General features: G+C 49.4%; 9 protein-coding genes. All 9 read left to right on the top strand.

What is annotated here, in order from left to right:
* The first annotated feature begins 9 nt into the window (after window positions 1-9).
* Window positions 10-1,803, top strand: coding sequence for an immunoglobulin-like domain-containing protein (locus tag CS022_RS04940; RefSeq protein WP_129121364.1), 1,794 nt, complete (start codon window positions 10-12; stop codon window positions 1,801-1,803).
* Window positions 1,779-4,580, top strand: coding sequence for a Calx-beta domain-containing protein (locus tag CS022_RS04935; RefSeq protein ID WP_129121363.1), 2,802 nt, complete (start codon window positions 1,779-1,781; stop codon window positions 4,578-4,580). Before CS022_RS04940 ends, CS022_RS04935 begins: the two co-directional genes overlap by 25 nt.
* A complete protein-coding gene (locus tag CS022_RS24800) occupies window positions 4,577-7,816 on the top strand; it encodes a hypothetical protein (protein WP_161569564.1) in 3,240 nt (1,079 codons plus the stop codon). Before CS022_RS04935 ends, CS022_RS24800 begins: the two co-directional genes overlap by 4 nt.
* Complete coding sequence (locus CS022_RS04925; protein ID WP_129121362.1) at window positions 7,813-11,421, top strand: Calx-beta domain-containing protein; 3,609 nt, start codon at window positions 7,813-7,815, stop codon at window positions 11,419-11,421. The genes CS022_RS24800 and CS022_RS04925 overlap by 4 nt, the downstream gene beginning before the upstream one ends.
* Window positions 11,346-14,141 (top strand): VCBS domain-containing protein, encoded by a 2,796-nt coding sequence (locus tag CS022_RS04920; RefSeq protein ID WP_235869280.1) that lies wholly within the window; start codon window positions 11,346-11,348, stop codon window positions 14,139-14,141. The genes CS022_RS04925 and CS022_RS04920 overlap by 76 nt, the downstream gene beginning before the upstream one ends.
* A 26-nt stretch (window positions 14,142-14,167) precedes the next feature.
* Window positions 14,168-16,081, top strand: coding sequence for a hypothetical protein (locus CS022_RS04915; protein ID WP_129121360.1), 1,914 nt, complete (start codon window positions 14,168-14,170; stop codon window positions 16,079-16,081).
* Window positions 16,082-16,083: 2 nt separating this feature from the next.
* Window positions 16,084-18,696 (top strand): Ig-like domain-containing protein, encoded by a 2,613-nt coding sequence (locus tag CS022_RS04910; RefSeq protein WP_129121359.1) that lies wholly within the window; start codon window positions 16,084-16,086, stop codon window positions 18,694-18,696.
* A gap of 446 nt (window positions 18,697-19,142) precedes the next feature.
* Window positions 19,143-22,178 (top strand): VCBS domain-containing protein, encoded by a 3,036-nt coding sequence (locus CS022_RS04905; protein WP_129121358.1) that lies wholly within the window; start codon window positions 19,143-19,145, stop codon window positions 22,176-22,178.
* Between the two features lie 17 nt (window positions 22,179-22,195).
* Window positions 22,196-25,934, top strand: a 3,739-nt coding sequence (locus CS022_RS04900; RefSeq protein ID WP_328590313.1) for a VCBS domain-containing protein, incomplete at its 3' end; no start/stop codon positions are given.

The following is a 25,934-nucleotide window of genomic DNA, read 5'->3' as shown; positions in this document are numbered from 1 at the left end:
ACCTATAACGTGGTACTCAGCCATGCCGCCCCTCCCGGCAGCTTGATCACCTTCACCTACACCCTGACCGACGCCACAGGAAAAGATGTGGTGCAGCAGACTACCGCGGAAGTGGACAATACAGGTAAAGCCGCGCTACTCAGCGTCGCGACCGTGGACGATGCACTGTACGAGAACAATGAAAGCTTTAAGGTACATGTTGATGGGGTCACGCTTGACGGTAACCCAGTGTTCGAACACCTGAATCTAAACGACGCAACTCAGGAAACTATCATCACCGATGATCGGGGCACGGATGCTGACGATACAGTGACCGTCAATATGACCGGGGATGCGCTGGTCAATGAAGGCAGTGAGGCCAGCTACAGCATTACGCTCGATAAGGCGGCCCCTCCGGGCAGTAAGGTACTGCTGACGTATTCGTACCCAAGCGGTGGTGCAGAAAAATCGGACATCACCGAAATGGCAGAAGCGGTGATCAACGCCGATGGAAAAACAGCCACCTTCAAGGTCGTCGCTAACATAGATAACGTCTACGAAGGTGCACAAGCCTTCACGGTGTCTGTCAATGGTGTTGTGCAGGCCGATGGCACTACACCCGCTTTCGAGAAAGTCATCAGCAGCGCGGCATCGATATCCACCACCATCATGGATGAAGGTGACAAGCCGGAAGTCGAATCGCTCGTCGCCGATAACGACGGACAGGTGACAGAAGGCGGCACTGCTGGCTGGACGCTGTCGATGAGCAACCCTTCAACCACGCCCACCACCATCACACTGAATATTGCCACGGGTGAATCGGCGACACAGGGCGCTGACTACGCCACATCATTTAAGGTGTATGATGCGGACGGCGAACTGATGGCAACCGTCCCAGCCAATTCGCCGACGTTCATCCTCCCCGCTGGAGAGGACACTGTCCGGGTTGAGCTCGATACCATTGATGATGCCTATATCGAAAACAATGAGACCCTGACGTTGCAGGCGCGCACCAGTGACCAGACCGGCTGGACCGCCGCGAACACCGCCACCACCATTGTCGATGACCTCGGCAATGACGCAGCTGATACCGTCACGGTGACCCTGAGCGGCGACACGTCCGTCATTGAGGGCGAAACCGCGAACTACACGGTTGACCTCTCCCACCCTGTGCCTGCGGGTACCAAGATACTGCTGAAATACAGCTACAAAGATGCGGGCGGCAGTGATATTACCGCGCAGACGGAAGCCATAGTCCAGAACTCAGGCAGCACCGCCACATTCTCGGTCAGCACCGTCAATGATACGCACCTTGACCGGGATGAGAGTTTTACAGTGCGGGTTGATGGTATTGTCGATGGCAATGACAGCGCGGTCTTTGAGTACATGAACCTCGCCAAGGCCAGTGTAACCACCGCCATTGAGGACAATGAAGGCAGTGTTCAGGTAACGTCCCTGACCCGTCTTCAAGACGGAAACGAAAACGGTGATAGTTGGCCCGGTTGGACACTCAACGTCAATAACGCCGCTGATAGTCCCACCACCCTAACCTTGCAGTTTGACGACTCGCAGCAGGCGACTTTCGGCGAAGATTTCACGGGTGTATTACATATATATACGGGTCAGGCGGGCGACCCGCAGATGGTCACGATAACCGACCCAAGTCAGCCTGTGACATGGGACCTGCCCGAAAACCTCAGCAGTGTCCGAGTATATGCACAGCCAAAAGATGATGCGCTGTATGAAGGCAATGAAAGCATTATCTTAAACGCCAAGGTCGATGGCACCAACCTGACTGGGTGGTCTCAGAAACGGCGTATCTGATTGATAATGAAGCCACGCCAGTGGTGGTATCAGTAACCCCTGCCGATACCGCTGTCACCGAGGGTGACAATGTTGATTTATCATGGTCAGTCAGCCTTAACAATGCCTCAGCCACCAGCACCACCTTGCGCCTTGATATCAATAATCTCGGTAACAAGGGTGATTTTCAAGAAGACACCAATGGTACCTTCACCTTGTGGTCTGCCGACGGGCAAACCGCGCTCGGCACCGTCAACATGGCCGATGCCGTTAACGGCATTGTTGATATCGTTATCCCTCCGGAACACAAAGACGTGGTGGTGAAAACCACCCTCGTCAATGATGTGGTTTATGAGGGCACCGAAACCTTCACCCTCAAGACCGCCACCAAAGGCTCCGGCATCTGGAAAAGTGCGGCTGATATTACCCTCACTGACGATGAAGTCGCGCCTGAAGTCACGTCACTGACCAAAATCCATGACGGCAATGAGGATGGTAACGGCTGGCCGGGCTGGACACTTAACGTGAATAACGCGTCAGACAGCCCAACCGAAATTACTTTGCAGTTTGACCCTTCGCAGCAAGCCACTTTTGGAGAGGATTTCACGGGTGTCTTACACATCTACACAGATGCGGAAAACGCACAGACAGTCACTATCACAGAGCCAAACCAGCCTATCACGTGGGATCTTCCCGCAGACATCAGCAGTGTCCGGGTCTACGCACAGCCGAAAGAAGACAGCCTTTATGAGGGTAATGAGAGCATTATCCTGAATGCCAAAGTCGAGGGCACCAATGCGGACTGGGTCGTCTCGGATACCGTGTACCTGATTGATAATGAAGTAACACCAGCCGTTGAAACGATTACCCCGGCGAACACTGTCGTGACGGAAAGCGATGATGTTGATCTCAGCTGGAGCGTCAACCTTAACAATGCCTCTGCCACCGACACGACCCTTCGCCTCGATATCAATAATCACGGCAATAAAGGTGATTTTGTTGACGATACAAACGGTGTGTTTACGCTGCTATCTGCCGACGGTCAAACAGAGCTGGGAACCGTCAACATGGAAGATGCGGTCGACGGTATTGTCGAAATCGTCATTCCCAGTGAGCATAAAGACGTTCAGATCAAAACTACCCTGAATAACGACGATTCCCTCTACGAGGGCACAGAAATATTCGCGCTGAAAGCAGCAGTCAAAGCAGCGTCGACAAACTCTGAAGTCTGGAAAACAGCAGCAGACATCACGGTCAATGACGACGATGACGTCCCTGTTGTATCCGGCGTCTCAGACGTCGTGGTGACCGAAGGTGATACGGCACCGATAACGATTAACCTCAGCCGCACATCAAGCGATACCACCCGGGTGGAAATCAACCTCCAGTCAGGCTCTGCAAAAGCCAGCGACGGTGACTATTCCAATACGGGATACTCGGTGCGCTTTGAAAACGGAGAGTGGAAAGATTTTACAGGCAATTTAAGCAGCGGTGTGTTCATTGAGGTGCCACCAGGTAACGATGCGTTCGAGGTGCGTTTTAACACATCGGAAGACCTAACGTTTGAAGACACAGAAACCTTTTCCATCAATGCCCGCGTTGAGGGAGAAGACGCATTCACTGACGCTGGTAAAGGCACTATCACGGTTGCAGACAACGAGGTTGGAATCAGTGTCTCAAGCCTTGCAGGTAGCGATTTTACCATTGGTGATGGCGACCTGACATCTGGCAATATTCCGGTTATCGGTGTTGCATCCGGTGCTTTCTCTAGCGGAGACACTGTCACACTGTGGATAGGCAACGAACAAGTTGGGTCAGCCAATGTTGACGCGCAGGGTAATTTCACTACCAACGTTGCTGTCTCTGATATGCTCGACAGCACCACATTGACCGCCAAACTGGTCGCTACCAACGACGCCGGCGATCAACATACGGTATCAACCCCTACCTCCTACTCCATCGATCACGAGAGCTTCCTTACGGTTGATCCCATTACAGACGACAACACCATCAATATTGAGGAATCAGGCAATACCGTCGACATCACCGGACACTATGCGATTGCGGTTGAAGGCGATGAAGTCAACGTTGTGGTCAACGGCAATACCTACAGTCATACGATCACCAGCGATGACGTGGCGGCAGGAGGCGCTTTCACCATAAGTGTTAGCGGCGCAGACTTGGCATCAGATGCGGATAAATCCGTACCTGTATCCATTCAACATGCAGGCACCGAGGTCCTCTCACACGCGCACAGTTACAACGTCGATGTTTACGGCCCAACAGACCTAAAAGAAAGTGAGGCGACTGTCGTCAACACCCATTTGGAAAGCGCCCAATGGATACCAACGAATGCGTACTTCTCTGATGGCAGTTATGTCGTTGCATGGCAGTCTTACGATCAGGATGGTGATGACTATGGGATTTTTGCCCAGCACTTTGACGCCGAGGGCAACAAGATCGGCAGCGAATATCAGTTAAATTCCACAACAGAGGAATCTCAGTTTGGCGTGAGCATCACTGTCTTCGACGATGATACCTTTATTGCATCATGGAGCAGCTACCCAGAGGGCGCTGGCTCGCCTGATGAAATTTTGGGTCAAAAATTCAATAAAAGTGGCGAAGCTATCTCTGAAGAAATTGATTTTGAGGTTTCAACAGACAGTAATTATCAACCGAGGATCACCGAACTGTTAGATGGCGGTTACGTCATGACGTGGCATTCCTATGAATCGAGCCTCCGACCGTCAAATCTCAGCACTTCGATGCCGATGGCAATAAAGAAGGCAGTGAGGTGACGGTCAATACCATTGCAGATGCTCGCTACGCTGAGACGGAAGCCTTTTCTGATGGCGGCTACGTGGTTACATGGCATTCCTCAGGTATAAACGGGACAGGCTCAGGCATCGCCACTCAGCGGTTTGACAGCGAAGGAAACAAAGTCGGCGGTGAAACCGTTATCAGTTCAGCGGCAAGCAATGATCAAGATTATGCCTCTATCACTGTGTTAGATGATGACAGCTATGTTGTCGTCTGGGTCAATGAAAACCCCTACAACGATACGTCAGATATCGCTGGGCAACGTTTCAGCAAAGACGGCTTGCCTCTGGGTGACCAATTCACCGTTAATGCAGTGACTGGCGACACTGACGATAGTCAATATTTGGAGTACCCCGACATTACCAGCTTACCTGATGGTGGCTTTGCGGTAGTGTGGGAGTTCAACGACAGTTCCTCAGACCAAACGCGAATTCATGCTCAGCGCTTCTCATCAGAGGCACAAAAAGTCGGCGACGAACTTATCGTCTCCCAACTTGACTCTTATACCCTAAATACACGGCCTCATATCTCGGCCTCAGACGATGGCAAAATGATCGTGACCTGGGGAGACGACGTTAACGGTTCGACAGACGTGCTGATCAAAACCTACTCACTACCAACAACGCTGACGTTTAGCAGTGTCGCTGGCGATGATTTCAGTATTGACAGCAATGAGCTGACAGACGGAAAGATCGCCATAGAAGGGAAAGTCGTCGGTGATTTCTCAACCACAAGCTCGGTGACTTTCTGGATTGGTGATAAACAAGTCGGTACAGGGGAAGTCGACGCAGCAGGCAATGTGACAGCCTCAGTCGCTCTCTCCGGATTGATTGGTCACGGCTCTCTGACAGCGAAACTTGATGTCGCTGATGCTGCTGGCAATACGGGAGCACTCTCAACATCCATTGATTACTCTGTCGACAGTGGCAGCTTCCTTACTTTGGATCCGTTGACAGACAACAACATTATCGATATCGAAGAGTCGGAAGGCACGGTCGACATCACTGGCCAGTACTCGATTGCAAGTGTCGGTGATGTCATTGAGGTATCGGTAAATGGAAAGACGCTCACTCACACCATGACGCAGGAAGATGTCGACGCAGGTGGGCATTTCTCAATCACCGTCGACGGTGCAGATCTTGCCGCGACCGACAACGTGTCAGTGTCAATTCGGCACAACGGTCAGGAGGTCGTTCACCACACCCACAATTACACAGTGGACCTAAACGATCCTTCAGACGTGCAAGCCAGCGAGGCAGACGTTGTCAATACACACTTGGAAAGCGCCCAAGAGTTTCCAACAAGTGCCTACTTCTCTGATGGCAGCTATGTTGTGGCATGGCAGTCATACGATCAAGATGGTGATGACTATGGGATTTTTGCTCAGCACTTTGACGCCGAGGGCAACAAGATCGGTAGCGAATATCAGTTAAATTCCACAACAGAGGAATCTCAGTTTAGCGTGAGCATCACTGTCTTCGACGACGATACCTTTATGGCTTCGTGGAGCAACTACCCAGACAGCTCTGGCTCGCCTAATGAAATTTTGGGTCAAAAATTCAATAAAAGTGGCGAAGCTATCTCTGAAGAAATCGATTTTGAGGTTTCAACAGACAGTAATTATCAATCGAGTATCACCGAACTGTCAGATGGCGGCTATGTCATGACGTGGCATTCCTATGAATCGAGCACGCCTGTCGTTAAATCTCAGCGCTTCGATGCTGACGGCAACAAAGAAGGCAGTGAAATAACCGTCAATACCACTGAAGGAGCACGCTACGCAGAGACGGAGGCTTTTTCTGACGGCGGCTATGTGGTTAGCTGGCATTCCTCAGGCTTTAACGGGACTGGTTCAGGCATCGCCACTCAGCGGTTTGACAGCGAAGGCAACAAAGTCGGCGGTGAAACCGTTATCAGTTCAGCAGTAAGCAATGATCAGGAGTATGCCTCTATCACTGTGTTAGATGATGACAGCTATGTTGTCGTTTGGGTCAATGAAAATCCCTACAACGATACGTCAGATATCGCTGGGCAACGTTTCAGCAAAGACGGCTCGCCGCTGGGTGACCAATTCGCCGTAAATGCAGTGACTGGCGACACCGACGATAGTCAATCTTTGGACTACCCCAACATTACCAGCCTACCCGATGGTGGCTTTGCGGTGGTGTGGGAGTTCAACGACAGTGCCTCCGATCAAACAAGAATCCATGCTCAGCGGTTCTCCTCCGAGACACAAAAAGTTGGCGATGAAATCATTGTCACTGAACTTGACTCTTACAACGCGAATACACGGCCTCATATTTCGGCCTCAGACGATGGCAAAATGATCGTGACCTGGGGAGATGACGTTAATGGTTCGACAGACGTGCTGATCAAAACCTTCACGCTGCCTGTCACTGTTACCTCTCTCACTAAAATCCAAGACGGTACAGAAAATGGAGAAGAAAGCAGCGACTGGCCCGGTTGGGAAATTAACATGGTTCGGGAATCAGACATCGCGATCCCACTTTGGTTGCGATTCGATGACACCACAAACGGGGAGAATGGCGCGACGTACGGCGAAGATTACACAGGTAATATACACCTCGAGTTCACGCTGTCTAATGGTAGGGTCATTAAAGAAACCGTGTCAGTGTCATCCGATAATTTAACCGTAAAAATTAACCTACCTGCCAATGTTGAAACAATAAAAGCTTTCGCCGAGCTAAAAGACGATGCGCTGATCGAGAACACGGAGAGCATCGTGCTTCATTCCAGCATGAGCGGCGAAGATAACACGTGGAAAGCCTCAGAAGCCGCAGCCATTAAAGACAACGAAGGCCCCGCGGTTGTTCAAACAATCACACCAGATGACACAGAAATCACAGAAGGCGATGACGTTGATTTAAGCTGGACCGTTACACTCAATAATGCCTCTTCGACTGACACCACACTGCGTCTTGATATCAACAACGTTGGCAATAATGGTGACTTCACCGCAGATACCGACGGAGTATTTGTGCTGTTAGACCGCGAGGGCAACGAACTCACCACAGTGAACATGGCCGACGCGTCGACGGCGTCGTTGACGTTGTCATTGAACCCGGACATGCCAGCGTTCAGCTTAAAACAACACTTACCAATGATACAGTCTTCGAAGGCCCCGAGAACTTCTCCCTCAAGGCAGAAGTCAAGGATTCAGGTGGATGGAAAACCGCCGCAGATATCACGGTGAATGACGATGCGGCGGATACACCTATGGTGAGCACCGTCTCAAGCACGACCGTCGAAGAGGGTCAAAGCGCAGATATCACGATCACTTTGAGCAACAGCTCAACCAGCGCCACGCGAGTATGGGTCGATGCCCACCCAAATAACTCAGCGTCTGAAGGCACAGACTGGAACAGTACAGATCTTTGGGTCAATTACGGCGATGGCTGGGAGCAAGCAAGTGGAAGTTTCTCCTCGGGTAACTGGGTTGATGTGCCCGCAGGCACCACATCGTTCCAAGTTCGAATGGAAACGGATGATGACAGCCTTTATGAAAGTACTGAAACATTTACCCTTAGCGCCAATGTTGACGGCCAGACGGCGATCAGCGGCACCATTACACTGACTGATAATGAATCCGCGCCAATCGTTAAAAGCGTAGCGCCAGCCGAGACCGATGTCATCGAGGGTAACAATGTTGACCTAAGCTGGACCATCTCGCTCAACAATGCGTCTGCCTCCGAGACCACGCTGCGTCTTGACATCAATAATCTTGATAACAAGGGTAATTTCGTCGACGACACCAACGGCACTTTTGTGTTGATGTCCGCCGATGGCCAGCAACAGCTCGCCACCGTTAATATGGCTGATGCCGATGGTGGTATTCTCGATATCGTCATCCCTCCCGGCCACAAAGATGTGCAGGTCAAAACCACACTCAATAACGACACGGTTTATGAAGGCACCGAGACTTTTGCATTGAGGACAGCGGTGAAAGGCTCCGGTGTCTGGCTGACAGCAGACGATATTGCAGTGAGCGAGGGGCAGTCTGACCTTGCTATTGATAGCGCTGAAGTATTGCAGCACGGAAACGAGACTGCAAACGGTGATTACACCGATGGTCCTGCTTGGGAAATCTCTCTCAACCACGCCGCCAGTGAATCAACAACACTCAGAGTAAGTTTTTCCGACAGTGATTTCTCCGCATCTTTTGACGACATGGTTAAAGAAGTTATTGTCCGTGACCTCGACGGCAATATCATCGCTCCTCTCACAGAGGCTGAAGGTCCCAATGGTGGCTGGGCGCTCACTGATACAGGGATTGGCTTCGGCGCAGACATTACAGTTCCCGCTGGCTTAGAGGGCATTCAGGTCTTTGCCCCTTTGGTTGATGATGCTGTCTATGAGGCCAGTGAAACACTTTCGATGCGAGTGGCACTGGACGACCATGCCAACAGCTGGAACGACGATGAAGAAACGTTTGAGTACGAGGTACACAATGCGTTCATATTTGGCGACCAGTTCTCGTTGCCCGGCAATAATTTTCTCTCCGGCGCGTCATATGCAGGTGACAAGCTTGATGTGAACGCAGCCGCAACGACCGTTAAATTCTTCGATGACGACAACACCCTCAAGGGTGACAACACAGCTGAAGAGGGTATCAGCGACAGCAATCAGCGAGTCGAGATTAACGGTGAGACCTATTCGGCCAATCTTGATTTCACCTTTGTCATGCAAGACGACGACGGCAATGTGTATACATTTGTCGAAATCGATGTCGACATGGATTCAAACAGCAGCATGTCGTCAGGGAGCAATGGTGAAGAAGACGGTAAGGTCATCATCCAAATCAGTGGACCTGTACTTTCAGCAGGGACCTCGCTCAGCTTTGTCTCATGGGATAACAGTGTAGACAGTCTCAATTATCATGATCTGCCCGGCGGGTTTGTCGATGCGGGTATAGCCAACCTGACTGATGATGAATCGGCACCGATCATTGAAAGCATCACTCCAATTGAAACGGCCGTCACCGAAGGTGATGACGTCGACCTGAGTTGGACTGTCTCGCTCAACAATGCCTCGGCCTCCGACACCACTCTCCGTATTGATATCAACAACATCAATAAAAACGGTGACTTCACCACAGACACCGACGGAGTTTTTGTGCTGTTGGATAGCGACGGTAACGAACTCACCACCGTCAATATGTCCGACGCCGTCGGTGGCATTGTTAATGTGGTGATCCCACCCGGCCATGCCAGTGTTCAGGTTAAAACCACCCTCAACAACGATACCGTTTACGAAGGCACCGAAACCTTTGCCCTGAAGGCAGCAGTCAAAGACTCTGGCGTCTGGAGAACCGCTGCCGATATCACTGTAACTGACGATGCTGCTGACAAACCAACAGTAAGCTCTGTATCGAGTACCACGATAAATGAAGGTGAAGAGGCCGCCGTAACCGTTACCATGAGTAATATCTCGACCAGTATCACCAAAGTCTGGGTAGATGCTTACAACGATTCTGCAATGGGTACCACCGACCACCATGAAACCCTGTTTGTAAACTTCAATGATGGTAATGGTTGGCAGGATCTGGGTAATTTCGCATTGGGTATATGGGTTGACGTGCCCGCCAACACATCCAGCTTCGAGGTAAAAGTCGGCACCATAGATGATGCCTTATATGAGAGCCCCGAAAGCTTCACCCTCAGAGCTAATGTCGAGGGTCAGGCAGAGGTCAGTGGCACAGTTACTATTACGGATAATGAATCCGCTCCCGTGGTTGAGACCCTATTACCCGCTCAAACCGCCGTTACCGAAGGTGACAATGTTGACCTTTCGTGGACTGTGAATCTTAATAATGCATCCGCGTCAAACACTCCATTACGCCTTGAGATCAATAACACCGGTAACCAAGGCGACTTCGCAGAAGACACCAATGGAACCTTTATTTTGCTGTCTGCTGACGGGCAAACAGAGCTTGGCACGGTCAATATGGCTGACGCTGTGAATGGCATTCTTGATATTGTCATTCCACCAGGCCACGCCAGTGTCCAAGTCAAAACGACTCTTGCTAACGATGGCGTCTACGAAGGCACCGAGACCTTTACCCTAAAAGCGGCCGTCAAGGATTCTGGTATCTGGAAAACAGCCGACGATATTATCGTCACAGATAACGAAGGCCTGCCAACGCTGAATGCCACAGCTACCCTTATTCAGCACGGACGTGAAGATGCCGAATCATTCAAAGATGGTCCGGGCTGGGAGTTCACCAGTACCCACGCCTCAGATCAAGACGGCACAATTATCGTTGCATTTAACGACAGTTTTTACACATCCAGCTTCGGGGAGTTCGAAAACGAAATCTATGTAGAAGATTTAAACGGGAATGTCATTGAGCCGCCTACTAACAGAGAAGGGCCAAATGGTGGATGGACGTTATCCAGTTGGGCATCAGGTGCAAACTTTAGCGTACCGCTCCCTGCTGGAGAAACAGGTATTCGGGTCTACATCAAGCCTATCGATGATGCTGTCTACGAGCCAACTGAGACCATTTTTCCATTTGGCTTCCTGAACGGCTCTCAGGCGAATGGACAACACGCCAAACTTGACGATTCCTCTGATATCACGACATCAGGCACGGTTGTTGAAGATTCTGGCACCATGACAGTCACTGGGCAGTTTGACAACACTGCAGACGACGGAAGTTCGCTCATTGCTTCGGGCACCCAATATGTGGGTGATTTCGGGACGCTTACAATCACAGGTAATACCTGGCCTATACGGCCAATAACGATTCACTCCAAAAGCTTGATGAGGGCCAGCAAGACAGTGATGTTTTCAATATGAACACATCCGAGGGAACCAAAACCATTTCAATCACGCTGGAAGGTAAAGAAGACACCGCCGTGATCACCAGCGACAGTGACACGTCAGGCACTATCGACCTGTCAGAACTCACACCGGATGCTGCCGGTGCCAATATCAACCAGTCTGCGGGTACCCCTGCCAGTTTCAATCTCTCTGATTACACCAGAGATGTCATCGATGATGCCAGCAACAGCGACGATAAGGCCACGTCAGTGATTATTGATAACTTACCTACGGGGGGCGGATTATTCTACATCGACGACCAACAACAGAAACAACCTGTCGTCGCAGGACAAGCCTATCCAAGCGATACCCAGTTCCAATTCGAAGAACATTCCCTCGATATGAATGCAAGTAACCTGTCTTTGGACGGCGGCAGTTCAGTCGACGTCAATGGGGTTACTATCACAGCCGCAATATTTACAGGAGATAAACCCGATACGAGTTCGACGCTCAGTAACACGACATTGCAAGTGGACTTAGATGATGCAAACCCCGGGCTGGGTATTGGCGGCGACAAAGAACTGAATTCGAGTGCTAAGGAAGTGTTGGTCGCTGAATTTGGTGATGGAAACAGCGTCCTTCAGGCTCAGCTTACGTTTGAAAGCGTACACGGTAACTACAAGTCAAACACCGCAGATGCGAGACTGAACATACTCGTAATGAAAGATGGCCAAATCATCGATGAACTCGATATCGCTAATCTCGCAACATCTTCAGGGACAGCTACGGTCAACGTCCAAAGTGATACTGGCTTCGATGAACTGAGAATATTTACGACAGCTAACTACGACAGTAACTTAAGCCTTGGCGCGATCGATACCGTCAGCGCAACACTCGACAAAGACTTTTCTTACCATGCCATCAATTCAGCGGGTAATGAGTCTGAGTCGGCCACAATTACCTTTGGCGATGGCGCAACAACGCCGGCGATTGGAACAGCGACAGTCGAAATCACTGGTTCAATTGATATCACTGATGTCGATGAAAACGACACACCAACGTTCAACAACACAACAATTGACGGCGACTACGGCACCCTCACTCTGGAAAATGGCGACTGGACATATACGGTAAATCCGCAACAAGCACTCTTAATCAGTGATGGTGATTCTCAGGTTGACAATATTACTCTGACGGCGACCGACGGCACGCAGCAGGTTATTGCTATATCGGTCAATAGCGTCGGCGAAGCCGTTCCAATTCAAAGAATGAGGGTGGAGGATCCAACAAGGGCCAAGCTTCAAGGAGACTCAGACGTTGAGGAAGGCGAAAGTGCCCGTTACGAAGTCCAATTTGCAGGCAGTGATGACCCCCATCCCACAGGTGAAATAACGGTGAATGTCAGTTATTCGGCAAGCCAAACACCTGAAAATTTACTTATTAATGGTGACTTCGAAGCTTGGGGGAACGACAGTGGTAGGCAGGTTGGTCACGTAGCCAGCAACCAAATGCAAGGCTGGTCATCTCCCGATGGCGGTACCATTGAGCACCAACAAGGTGTCTCTGGTACAGCCAGCACCGATACTGCCAATACCGTCATCGAACTTGATGGTTCTGGCAACGATACCATCATCCAGACCATTCATGTTTCCGATTTAACCGCTGATGAGCCTGCCGTGCTTGATCTCTCTTTTGATTATGCCAGCCGGGTCAGCAACTCAACCACCAACCAATTTGAAGTTCGTATCACTGATCAAAACGGTGACACCCTACTCTACAAACATTTTGACAACTCACAGGATAAATCGGCGTTTGAACACTTTAAAATGCCTGTGCACCTCACACAAGATGTTAAGGATATTTCGGTCGCCTTTACCGCGCTTGGCGAATCTGATGGATATGGTGCCTTGCTGGACAATATATCTCTAAGCAATACTGACATCGCTGACAGCACCGACTACACAGCAACAGAAACAATAACGATTAATCCGGACACCAATGGAAAATACTTCTTTGATATTGCGACGCTCGAAGACGCCAAAATCGAAGACATGGAAGCGTTCACCGTCACGCTGGACAGGGTAACGACTGACAAGGGAACCTCGGTCCCCATTGATGAAAACTACACCAGTTTTACCACCGTGATTGAAGACAATGACATGGCACAGTGGTCATTGAGTGAAGCAGCAGCCACTGAAGGCGAGTACCTTGTCTGGGAAGCAACACTTGATAGCCCTGCCAGAGGCGAAACACTGACCAAAATCGGTATGAATAATGATACCGCTGAGCATGGTAAAGACACCGCTTACGTGCAGTTTTCCTTTGATGGAGGCAAAAGTTGGGATGTCACCAAGCATGGCATGCCCGCTGGAGGCATTGGGTTCAAAGCACCTGAAGGGACAGCGTCAGTGCTTATTCGGACGTTGGCCAAAGACGAAGGCATATATGAAGGTTCAGAAACCATGAGTCTCACGCTGACAGAATTAAGTTCGTCAGCAGGCATCAAACACGGTGAAGAAATCAGTGGTCAGGGAACCATCACTGATACTGACGAAGCCCCTTACGTTACGTCAATTACACACCTTCAGGATGCTGTGGAAGGTAGCTCGGAGCTTTGGGCTTCATGGCAACTTTACCTCAGCACAGAATCGAAAACAGACACCATAGTTAATCTCAACTTCTATGACGGTGATACAGGGAATAATGGCACCATTGAACACACCGCCAAATTTGCGAAGACTACACAGGTAAAGTAAACGTTTTCTCGCTCGAAGACGGCAGCTTGCTGACTACCGTGACCATCGGCGGTGGGAATCCGTGGGAGCAACCAATCACCATTCCCGCTGGGCATACCGGCGTCAGATTAGAGGCAGAAACAACCGCCGACCACAGCAAAGAAGGCACTGAGACACTCACGATTCAGGCTTACTCCCCAGAAAACAATAAAGGCTGGGTGGTCTCTGAAACTGCCGATATTATTGAAATTCCACGCGTCGATTCAGTCACCAAGATTCATGATGGGGTCGAAAGCGCAGGCGACAACGAAAATGAATGGGTCGCATGGAACATTAACCTCAGCAACGCATCGCCAGAATCGTCGACAGTGCGTCTGGTCCGTCTGGACACCCCTGAATCTGGTGGAACAGCAGCGACTAACGACGTTGATTACAGCACGCAGCTGAAGGTGTATTTTGACCTTGCCGACGGTACAACGACCAGTCAGATTTACGACCTGAGTTCAACGAAAAGTTTCACCTCCGACGTTACCGTTCCACCCAATACCACCGGATTACGTGTTTTCGCCAAACCACTGGACGATAACATCTATGAGGGCACCGAATCGTTCACACTCAACGCTATTTCACTCAATACAGGAACACCATGGGCACGCGCCGTCGGCAGTATCGAAGATGATGCAGATAAACCCACCGTGTCTTCTGTTTCTAGTACAACAATCGACGAAGGCCAAAACGCCGATGTCACCATTACACTCAGCAACAGTTCGACAAGCACGACCAAGATATGGGTTGATGCCTACCCGGATTCAGCAAATGAAGACAATGATTGGGAAAGCACAGACCTGTGGGTCAATTATGGTAGCGGCTGGGAACAGGCACCCGGAAACTTTTACTTGGGCAACTGGATTGACGTGCCTGCTAACACCACCTCATTTCAGGTGCGTATGGGCACAAAAGATGACAGTGTGTATGAAGGCAATGAGAGCTTTACTATCCGCGCCAATGCCGAGGGGCAATCTCAAGTCATTGGAACTGTCACCATTACGGATGATGCAGACAAACCGACTGTAACCTCAGTGACGACCTTACCTCATGAAGGTATCGAAGGCGGTACGTGGTCGGGTTGGACACTTAATCTGTCAAACACTTCAACCTCTGAGACCAATGTCAGACTTGGCTTTAATGACTATCAACATGACGCGACATTCTCTGAGGACTATTCCGGTTGGGTGCATATATATACGCTAGATAATGTTTTTCTTGGCGAGGCCCTGCTGGACGAAAACAACGGTTTTGAATCAGACATCACAATTCCCGCTAATACCGTCGGTGTAAAAATCTGGGCTGAACCGCTTGATGATTCGGTCTATGAAGGCGACGAGACACTCACCATCAATGCCAGAGCAACGGAGACACAAAGTGATTGGGTCGAATCAGAAGATGCTGTGATCACGGATGACTCAGATAAACCCACTGTTACGGGAGTCTCTGATGCTTCCGCCAATGAGGGTGAGGCAGCCGCCCTGACGGTAACCCTGAGCAACACCTCCTCACTGCCGACTCAAGTCATTATTGATGCCGTTCCTGTGGATGCTGACGAACTGACTGACTTCAATACAGGCGACCTTTGGGTCAACTTTGGTAACGGCTGGCAAGAAGCCCCCGGAGACTTCACATGGGGCAACACCATTGAAGTGCCAGCCAATGTCACCACGTTTCAGGTTCGTTCACAAACCACACAAGATAATACCTTTGAGGGAAATGAAACCTACACGATAGGTGCACGTACCCACGCCCAAACCGGTATGGTATCGGGCACCGTCACCATTGTAGATGACGCAGATCAGGCCACGGTCACTTCGATTACCAACTCGCAAATGTTACTGAAGGCTCAGGGTGGCAGTGGAACAAATGGTCAGTCAAGCTCAGTAACCCATCAGAAGACGACCAAACCGTAGAGTTGGCATTTAATGATGCGGGACACACGGCCAGCCACGGCTCGGACTATTCGGGTACCATCCATGTCTATACATCAGCGGGTGCATGGGTAGGTGCTTATGACCTTAATGCTAGCAATGGCTACAAAGCGTCAGTAAAAGTGCCCGCTGGTATCACTGATCTTCATGTAAACGCGGAAGTACTGAATGATAACGTTTATGAGGGAAACGAATCTTTCGTGATCTATGGCCATGGTGCGGAACAGGACTGGGTAAAATCCAACGACTCAACGATTCATGACAGCCCAGACAAACCCGAAATCACCACCATCACTCAGGAAAGAGAAGGCAAAGAAGGCGGAAGCTGGGTTGGCTACAATCTCGATATCAACAAAACTTCAACCACAGATACAACTGTCACTCTCAGGTTTGACGACAGTCTAAATCAGGCCCAATACGGTTCTGATTACACAGGCAAAATTCACGTTTACACCAAAGATGCAGAGGGTGGCTGGTCTCGTATCGGCGGTGACTATTTTATGAGTGGAAGCTCCCCACATACCGCCGATATTACAATACCCGCAGGAAAATCAGGCGTCAGACTGTTTGTCGAACCCGTCAATGACAGTAACGTTGAAAGCAATGAAACACTCAAGTTCGACGCCGTTACCGAAGGCTCAAGTAACTGGGTAACGTCTGATGCTGTTGCACTGCTCGACAAGTCAGCGTGGATGATTTCTGAACCTGCTTATGCCAATGAGGGTGAGTGGTTAACCTGGGAAGCGACACTCGCCAACCCATCGACGGGTACCAGTTGGACGAAAATCAATGTTCATGGAGATGCCACTCATGGTTCTTCATGGAATGCTTTTGAAGCTTCATTTGATGGTGGGGAAACGTGGGGAGCAACCCGATATTACGATGGCTATGTGATTGTTCCTGCTGGCTCGACATCATTTCATGTTCGCTCCAAATCAGTGGATGACAGCACCTACAAAGGCGAAAACGAAGTAACACTAGAATTGATTGAGCACTCGAGTAACGCAGGAATCGTTTCTGGCACCACCACACAAAGTGGTTACATCACTGATAACGATGAACCAGAAATATCGGCATATATTTTTGGTCAAGATTACAGCGTGGTAAGAGGGGACTTGAACGGTCCGGCTGACAATACACAACTTAACTTTAGTAGTGCGTCAACGAAAGTGACTTTCTACGACAGTAATGACACATTAATCGGAGACAATGCTAGCAACGAGTATGTCATCGAGAGCGCCCAAAAGGTTGAAATTAATGGCACCCAGTATACCGTTCAGTATGATTTTAATATCCAAATTCAGGATGCTAGTGGGAACATTTACACATTTGCTGTAATCGATGTTGATATGAACTCTGACGGGTATATGGGTCAGAGCTCGAGTGTAGAAGATGGGCAATTAATCATTCAGGTTGATGGGCCAGATGTACCGCTAAACACGACATTGGATTACGTTGTCGACTCTTTTGATAATTCAATTGATTCTTATCGCTATGAAGACCTCTATGCTGAATCATCAGCAATTACTCCATTGGTCCTCGATCTGGACGGAGACGGTGTAGAAACCATCTCTGTCGACGTTTCGAAGATCAGTTACGATTTGGATGCCGACGGCACATCAAACATCACTGGGTGGGCCAACAGTGACGATGGCTTCCTTGTTTGGGATATCAACCAAGATGGACTAATCAACGACGGCAGCGAGATGTTTGGTGCAGGTACAGATTTGGCCGACGGAACAAAAGCCAACGACGGTATTGAAGCACTCGCTCAACATGACCTGAACGAAGACGGCGTTATCGATCTTCATGATGCTATTTTCGACCAGTTGGACGTCTGGGTAGACAGCAACATGGACGGTATTACTGACCCCGGTGAACTCAAAACCCTTGCAGAGCTGGATATCACCAGCATCAGCCTCGGCGCTGTGGCTTCCGAAGAAATGGATAACGGTAACTTACTCGGTTTGATGAGCTCCTATACCAAGTCAGATGGTACCGTTCACGAGTATGCGGATGTTTGGTTCGAGCAGGGCGAAGAGGTGAATGACGCTTCAGAAGCCAGCCCACACACCTACCTCTCCACTGAGGAGAATCAGTCAACCACCAACGATCCGCACCCTAATTTTGAGGGAGATGCTGCTCCTTGGGCGAAAGTAGAGTTCAGCATCGTCGGTGAAACATTTGTGACCCGCGCTGATGAACATGGAGACTGGAAATTTACTCTGCCACCGGATTCAACACTGACGAAAGGCGAAAATGCTTTCACCGTAAAAATTACTGATACCGACAATAACACTGAATTTAAAGCAGGTATTGTGACTCTGGATACCACACCACCAGAGATATTGCTTGAAAATGAAAATGGCCTCCATGAGGGCGACACATTTATAGGCGGTTCTGATTATAACTCGTGGGATGTAGGCGCGACGGTCACGATAATGCAAGGCGATATGGAAATTGGCGAAACAAAAATTCAGGAGGATGGTAGCTGGAAAATTGATAACCCTAACTATCAGTCAGGTACTGACGTTACGATCTGTATTACGGATATTGCTGGAAACTCGTCAATTGACGACTTTAGTGTCGGTTCGTAATACTTAATATCTGATTACATTTGAGCGATAGTCACTTTCGCTCAAATGTTCTTAACTATTAATTGCTTATATAACTATCAGCGTTTATATTTTATCATCCACCTCTTCTCCTCAACCTCTTTAATGTATTTTCTGCATTAAACCCCCGTAATAATTCTCTAAAATTAGCCACTTGAATTAAAATTAAGAGTTAAGAAGTAGATTTTGTGATTACTTATTCCGAATGCGGGTATAACAATGACAGTAGCGAATATTTCTTCATTAGACACTCTCAAAGCGAATGGTTTCGATCTGACATTTATCGATAATAACAATCAATCGGTAAACATCGAAAACGGCCTATTACTGATAGCAAAAGGCAGCCTTCAATTGCACCACAATGGCGTGGATATTCCAGCTACGAAATTCTCGATATCACTGGCCTTAATGCAAAATTACTCGAGTCTTTGGCGTTACAAGAGAATATCTTCGATAGTGAAAACAGCGAGTCATTCTTCGCTCTCATTGTTCAGCTGAGACAAAATAGACTGGACGTTTTAACTGAATATCAGCAGCTTGAACACGAATTAAGAAGCGAAAAAGATCCGCTGGAAAAGAATCACAAACGGTCAGAGTTAAATAAACTCGCTGCATCTATCGAAAATATCGATAAAGATATCACGTCAAATTGGCAGAAAATTTATACCGAAAACGAAACGGTAAAATGTGCTTTATTCCTTATTGAGCTCGCTCGGTTAAACGATAACAAAATTCAGAACCTAATAAGTAATATTGAAACTGAACTTGTTGACAGTAATAAAAACCTCGCCACGTTGAACGCTGACCAAAGCGCTTGGAAAGTTAGAACGTACCAAGATTTTCTCAAAGAAATAAAAGCGCTCGGGTCTCCTTCATCATTTTCATCTTCGGATAACGATGAAATCGCTCGCGCCGATATCCCGGCAATAGTCTCCGGCATCATGCATGCTGAAACACAAGGCGGCCTACTCTCTGTCAGCGGTAATATCAATATAACGGACACAGACCGGGGTGACAGTCCACAATTTCTGGATACCGTCATTGAAGGTAAATACGGGACGCTAACGCTGGAGAATGGCATATGGACATACACCGTTGATCCAGATAAGACAGCGCCGCTAAAAGAAGATGAAATAGACACTGATGTCATTATTCTCACCGCAACAGACGGCACAAAACAGCCGATTACGATCACCATAACAGGTACGGATGATCTTCCAACGATTCAAGGAAGCTCTGAAGCGACTGTCGCTCAGGGCGTACTTTCCGAGAATGGACATGTCTCACTGTACGACCCCGATGCAGACCAACAACCAACGCTTAACGACGATAAACAAGACGGGAAATACGGCACCATTACCCTTACAAATGGCTATTGGACCTATATCGTCGATCCTGAAAAAATCCGTCCGCTGAATGACAACGAAGCAGTAAAAGAATCGTTTGAGTTTACCGCGTCTGACGGCACCACACACACCATTACTCTTACAGTAATAGGCTCTGACGATGACGCTATCGTCACCGGAGATTTCGATGGTGATGTAACAGAAAGCAATATCAAAGATTCACCTGCCTTTGTCTCCGGCCATATCAATATCACCGATGCCGATACGGCTGACACCCCCACTTTCAACGATGACACTGTCGACGGAAATTACGGAACACTGGTGTTAGTCAACGGTCAATGGACGTACACATTAGACAGGGAAAAATCGGGAAAACTCAAAGATCAGGAGCAGGTCAAAGAGGAACTTGAACTCAAAGCCACCGATGGCACCATTCAAATCATCATTATTAACATCACGGGCTCTGATACCGACACCGTGATTAGCGGTAACAGTCAATCAACATTGGGGCAGGGACAAACATCCGCCAATGGCACCGTAACCCTGCATGACCCCGATGCGGACACCGAGCCAACCATGCCCAATGAAACGGTTAACGGTAGCTTCGGTAAACTGACCATGAAAAGTGACGGGACATGGACCTACGAGGTCTTCCCTGACAAGATACAGCCACTCGATGATGGTCAGCAGGAAATAGACACCTTTGTCTTCACTGCTTCCGATGGCTCAGAACATAAAATCGTCATGACAGTCACGGGCACCGAAGATCAGCCCGTCGTATCTGGCGTATTCTCTGGGTCAGTCGCAGAAAGTGATATTGGCGATGCCGCCGCCTCAGTCTCTGGCTACATCAATATTACCGATGCGGATTCGAACGACACGCCAACATTTGAAGACAGTACCATTGAGGGAAAATACGGTTCGCTGGAACTGGTTGATGGTCAATGGACTTACACTCTCGATCGCGATAAGTCAGGCAAGCTCAAAGACGGCGAGAAGGTAAAGGAAACGATTGAACTGGTGGCCTCTGACGGGACCAAACAAATCATTACCATTGATATCACGGGCTCGAATACTCGGGCTGTGATCAGTGGCGATACCCAATCTACCCTCAATGATGGACAAACCTCTGCCGAGGGTACGATTACCCTCTATGACCCCGATGCAGATACTGCCCCAACCATGCCCGATCAGGTTATTGATGGTAGCTTTGGTAAGCTGACCATGAACAGCGACGGAACTTGGGTCTACGAAGTCTTTCCTGACAAAATACTCCCACTCTATGGCGGCCAGCAAGAAACTGACACCTTTACGTTTACGGCCTCGGACGGTTCAGTACACGAAATTGTCATGACGGTCACGGGTACAGAAGATGATCCCGTGGTGTCAGGTGTATTCTCAGGCGCCGTCATTGAAAGCGATGTTAACGACGCGCCCGCCTCTGTTTCGGGCCACATCAATATCACCGATGCTGACACCAACGACACCCCTACTTTTGAAGATGACACCATAGAAGGGAAATACGGCACCCTCGAATTACTCGATGGTCAATGGACGTACACCTTAGATCGTGAAAAATCCGACCAGCTTAAAGACCAAGAAAAAGTGCAGGAAACCATCGAGCTTGAAGCGACTGACGGCACCAAACAAGTCATCACGATTGATATTACAGGTTCAAATACCAAGGCGGTTATCAGCGGCGATACTCAATCTACCCTCGCAGAGGGACAAACGAACGCACAAGGTAACGTCACCCTCCACGATCCCGATGCGGACACCGACCCCACTATGCCTGACGAGGCCATCATAGGTAGCTTCGGTAAATTGACCATGAAGAGCGACGGCACATGGACCTACGAGGTTTTCCCCGACAAGATAGTTCCACTGGATGGTGGCCAGAAAGAAACCGATACCTTTACATTTACGGCTTCTGACGGTTCTCAGCACGAAATTATTATGACGGTGACGGGCACAGAAGATGCGCCTGTCGTGTCTGGCGTCTTCTCTGCCGCTGTCATAGAAAGCGATATTAATGATGCCCCTGCCTCAGTTAATGGCCATATCAATATCACCGATGCTGACATCAACGACACGCCAGCCTTTGAAGATAAAACCTAGAGGGGACATACGGGTCGCTGGAACTGGTCAATGGCCAGTGGACATACACACTCGATCGAGAAAAATCCGGCAAGCTCACCGCTGGACAGAAAGTGCAGGATGTTCTTGAACTGGAAGCGACAGATGGCACCGTTCAAGCGATCACTATCAATATTACTGGCACGGACACAACCGCTGTTATCGGCGGCAACAGCCAATCAACGCTCATCGAGGGACAGACGTCAGCCACAGGCACCGTCACCCTTTATGACCCCGATGCGACGACACAACCTACGATCCCCAGTCAGACTCTCGACGGCACTTACGGCAAATTGACCATGAAGAGCGACGGAACATGGACATATGAGGTATTCCCCGACAAGATACTGCCACTCGATGGTGGTCAACAGGAAACCGATACGTTTGCCTTCACGGCGTCCGATGGTTCTGTTCACAAAATTGTCCTGACCGTCACAGGTACCGAAGATGCACCCGTTGTCTCTGGCGTGTTCTCAGGCGAAATGATCGAGAGCGACATTAATGATGCTCCCTCCTTTGTCTCCGGTCATATCGAGATTACTGACGCCGATGCTAACGACACTCCCGTATTTGAAGATGTCACCATTGAGGGTAACTACGGGTTCCTGGAACTGGTTAATGGTCAATGGACGTACACGTTAGACAGGTTTAAATCCGGAAAGCTCACCGCCGGAGAGGAAGTGCAGGAAACGCTGACACTCGAAGCCACTGACGGTACCAAACAAATCATTACCATTGATATCACGGGTTCAAACACCAAAGCCCTAATCAGCGGAGATACCCAGTCAACCCTTGGTGAAGGTCAAACCTCCGCGCAAGGCAACGTTACCCTTTACGATCCCGACGCGAACACCAATCCGACCATGTTCGACCAAACGTTCGACGGTAGCTTCGGTAAGTTGATCATGAAGAGTGATGGGTCTTGGACCTACGAGGTATTCCCAGACAAGATACTGCCACTGGATGGCGGCCAGACAGGCACCGACACCTTTACCCTTACGGCATCCGACGGCTCAGAGCATGAAATTGTCATGACAGTAACAGGCACCGAGGATTCGCCCGTGGTGTCAGGGATTTTCTCGGGTGCCTTGATCGAAAGTGACATTGACGATATCGCTGCCTCAGTTTCAGGCCATATTGTCATCACTGATGTTGATACCAACGATACGCCTAGTTTTGAAGATGACACCGTCGTTGGTCAATATGGGACATTGGTTTTGGTCAACGGTCAGTGGACTTATACTCTTGATCGGGACAAATCTGGCAAGCTCAAAGATGGCGAGGCGGTTAGAGAGGAACTTGAGCTGGAAGCCACTGATGGCACCAAACAGATCATCACCATTGATATTACAGGTTCGAATACCAAAGCCGTGATCAGCGGTGATACACAGTCTACGTTAGGTGAGGGTCAAACGTCCGCAATGGGTATCGTGACACTCCATGATCCCGATGCGGACAGTAATCCGACCATGCCCGATGAAACGGTCAACGGCACCTTCGGTAAACTGACGATGAACAGCAACGGAACATGGACCTACGAGGTGTTCCCAGACAAAATCCTACCGCTAGATGGTGCTCAGGAAGAAACAGACACCTTTGTGTTTACTGCCTCTGACGGTTCTCAGCATGAAATTATCATGACAGTTACAGGTACTGAGGATGACCCCGTCGTGACAGGTGTCTTCTCAGGCGCGGTCACAGAAAGCGATATCGGAGATATCCCCGCCTCAGTCTCCGGCCATATCGCTATCTCTGATGTCGATACTAACGACACGCCGAGCTTTGAAGATAACACCGTCGAAGGGAAATACGGGACGCTGGTCTTAGCCAACGGTCAGTGGACTTACACTCTTGATCGAGATAAATCCGGAAAACTCAAAGACGGCCAAGAGGTTAAAGAAGAAATCGAACTGGAAGCCACAGATGGCACCAAGCAAATCATCACCATTGATATAAAAGGCTCCGACACTGCCGCCGTTATTAGCGGTGATACCCAATCCACGCTGGGCGAAGGCCAGACATCGGCAGAAGGCACCGTGACACTGTATGACCCGGATGCGGACAGTAATCCGACCATGCCGGATGAAACGGTCAACGGCACCTTCGGTAAACTGACGATGAACAGCGACGGAACATGGACCTATGAGGTGTTCCCAGACAAGATACGCCCGCTTGATGGCGGTCAGAAAGAAACCGACACCTTTGTCTTTGTTGCCTCGGATGGATCGAAACATGAGATTGTTATGACGGTGACCGGGACAGAAGATGACCCTGTGGTGTCTGGCGTCTTCTCTGGCGCTGTTACCGAAAGCGATATCACCGAACTCCCTGCATCGGTCTCTGGCCATATCAGTATTACTGATGACGACAGCAATGACACTCCAAGCTTTAATGATGACACCATAGAGGGTCAGTACGGTACGTTAGAGTTGGTTAATGGTCAGTGGACCTACACCCTCGATCGTGAGAAATCCGGACAACTCAAAGACCAAGAGCAAGTCAAAGAGGAACTTGAACTCCAAGCCACCGACGGCACCGTGCAGGTCATCACCATCAATATAACGGGCTCTGATACTGATGCTGTCATTAGCGGCAACACACAAGCCACCTTGGTTCAGGGCCAAACGTCCGCTTCAGGTACCGTAACCTTGTACGACCCTGATGCAGACACCCAACCAACCATGCCCGATCAAACACTCGATGGCAGTTTCGGTAAACTGACAATGAACAGCGACGGAACATGGAGTTACGAGGTTTTCCCCGACAAGATTATCCCGTTGGATGAAAAAGAAGAAGCCAACGATACATTTACCTTCACAGCATCTGACGGATCCGTACATGAAATTGTAATGACAGTGACGGGTAGCGAAGACGCATCCGTTGTCAGTGGAATATTTAATGGTGAAGTAACAGAACCAGATACATGGAGTACCCCGGTTCAGGCCAACGGTACACTGAGTATCATGGACCCTGACACCAAAGATACCCCTGCTTTTAACGACATCACACTGAAGGGTAAATATGGTGAATTTGCTCTGGCAAACGGGCAGTGGACCTACACATTAGATGAAGACAGTGCCCCAGACATCGCGCACGGCGCAACAGAAAGGGACAGTTTCACCCTCACCGCGACTGATGGAACAACAAAAGCTATTGATATCGTTGTCAAAGGTACACCAACAGAAGTCTCTCAAATTACTCGTTTTCAGGACGGGAATGAAAACGCTGGCAGCGATGACAGCCAGTGGCCGGGCTGGACCTTGGCGGTAAATAACCGCAGTGCCTCAAACACCGAGGTGCAGATCAAGCTAGGGCAAACGGACGACACCACAAAACTAGCCGATGATTTTACCGGAGTGATGAAGCTCTATTCCGTGAGCACAGGTGATTTCATTGAAACAGTGAGTTTTGACACATCCACGGGACTGGTAAATATTACGTTGCCCGCGAATCAAGGTCAGATACGTGTGCTGGTTCAGCCAAAAGATGATGCACTTTTCGAAGGCAATAAAAACCTGACTCTCAATGCCAAAATCGAAAGCACAAACAATGATTGGGTGACCTCTGACGCCGTCAACCTCAGTGACAATGAGGTAGCTCCGTTCGTTAAAACACTCACATCAGAAACGACATCCTTCACCGAAGGCGATGATGTCGAACTGAGCTGGACCCTTGCGCTTAATAATGCCTCGGCCTCCCACACCACCCTGCGGTTGGATATCAATAACCTGGGCAACG

It is taken from the genome of Veronia nyctiphanis (assembly GCF_004116385.1).
GTDB lineage: Bacteria > Pseudomonadota > Gammaproteobacteria > Enterobacterales > Vibrionaceae > Veronia > Veronia nyctiphanis.
This window is presented reverse-complemented; position numbering and strand designations above follow the sequence as displayed.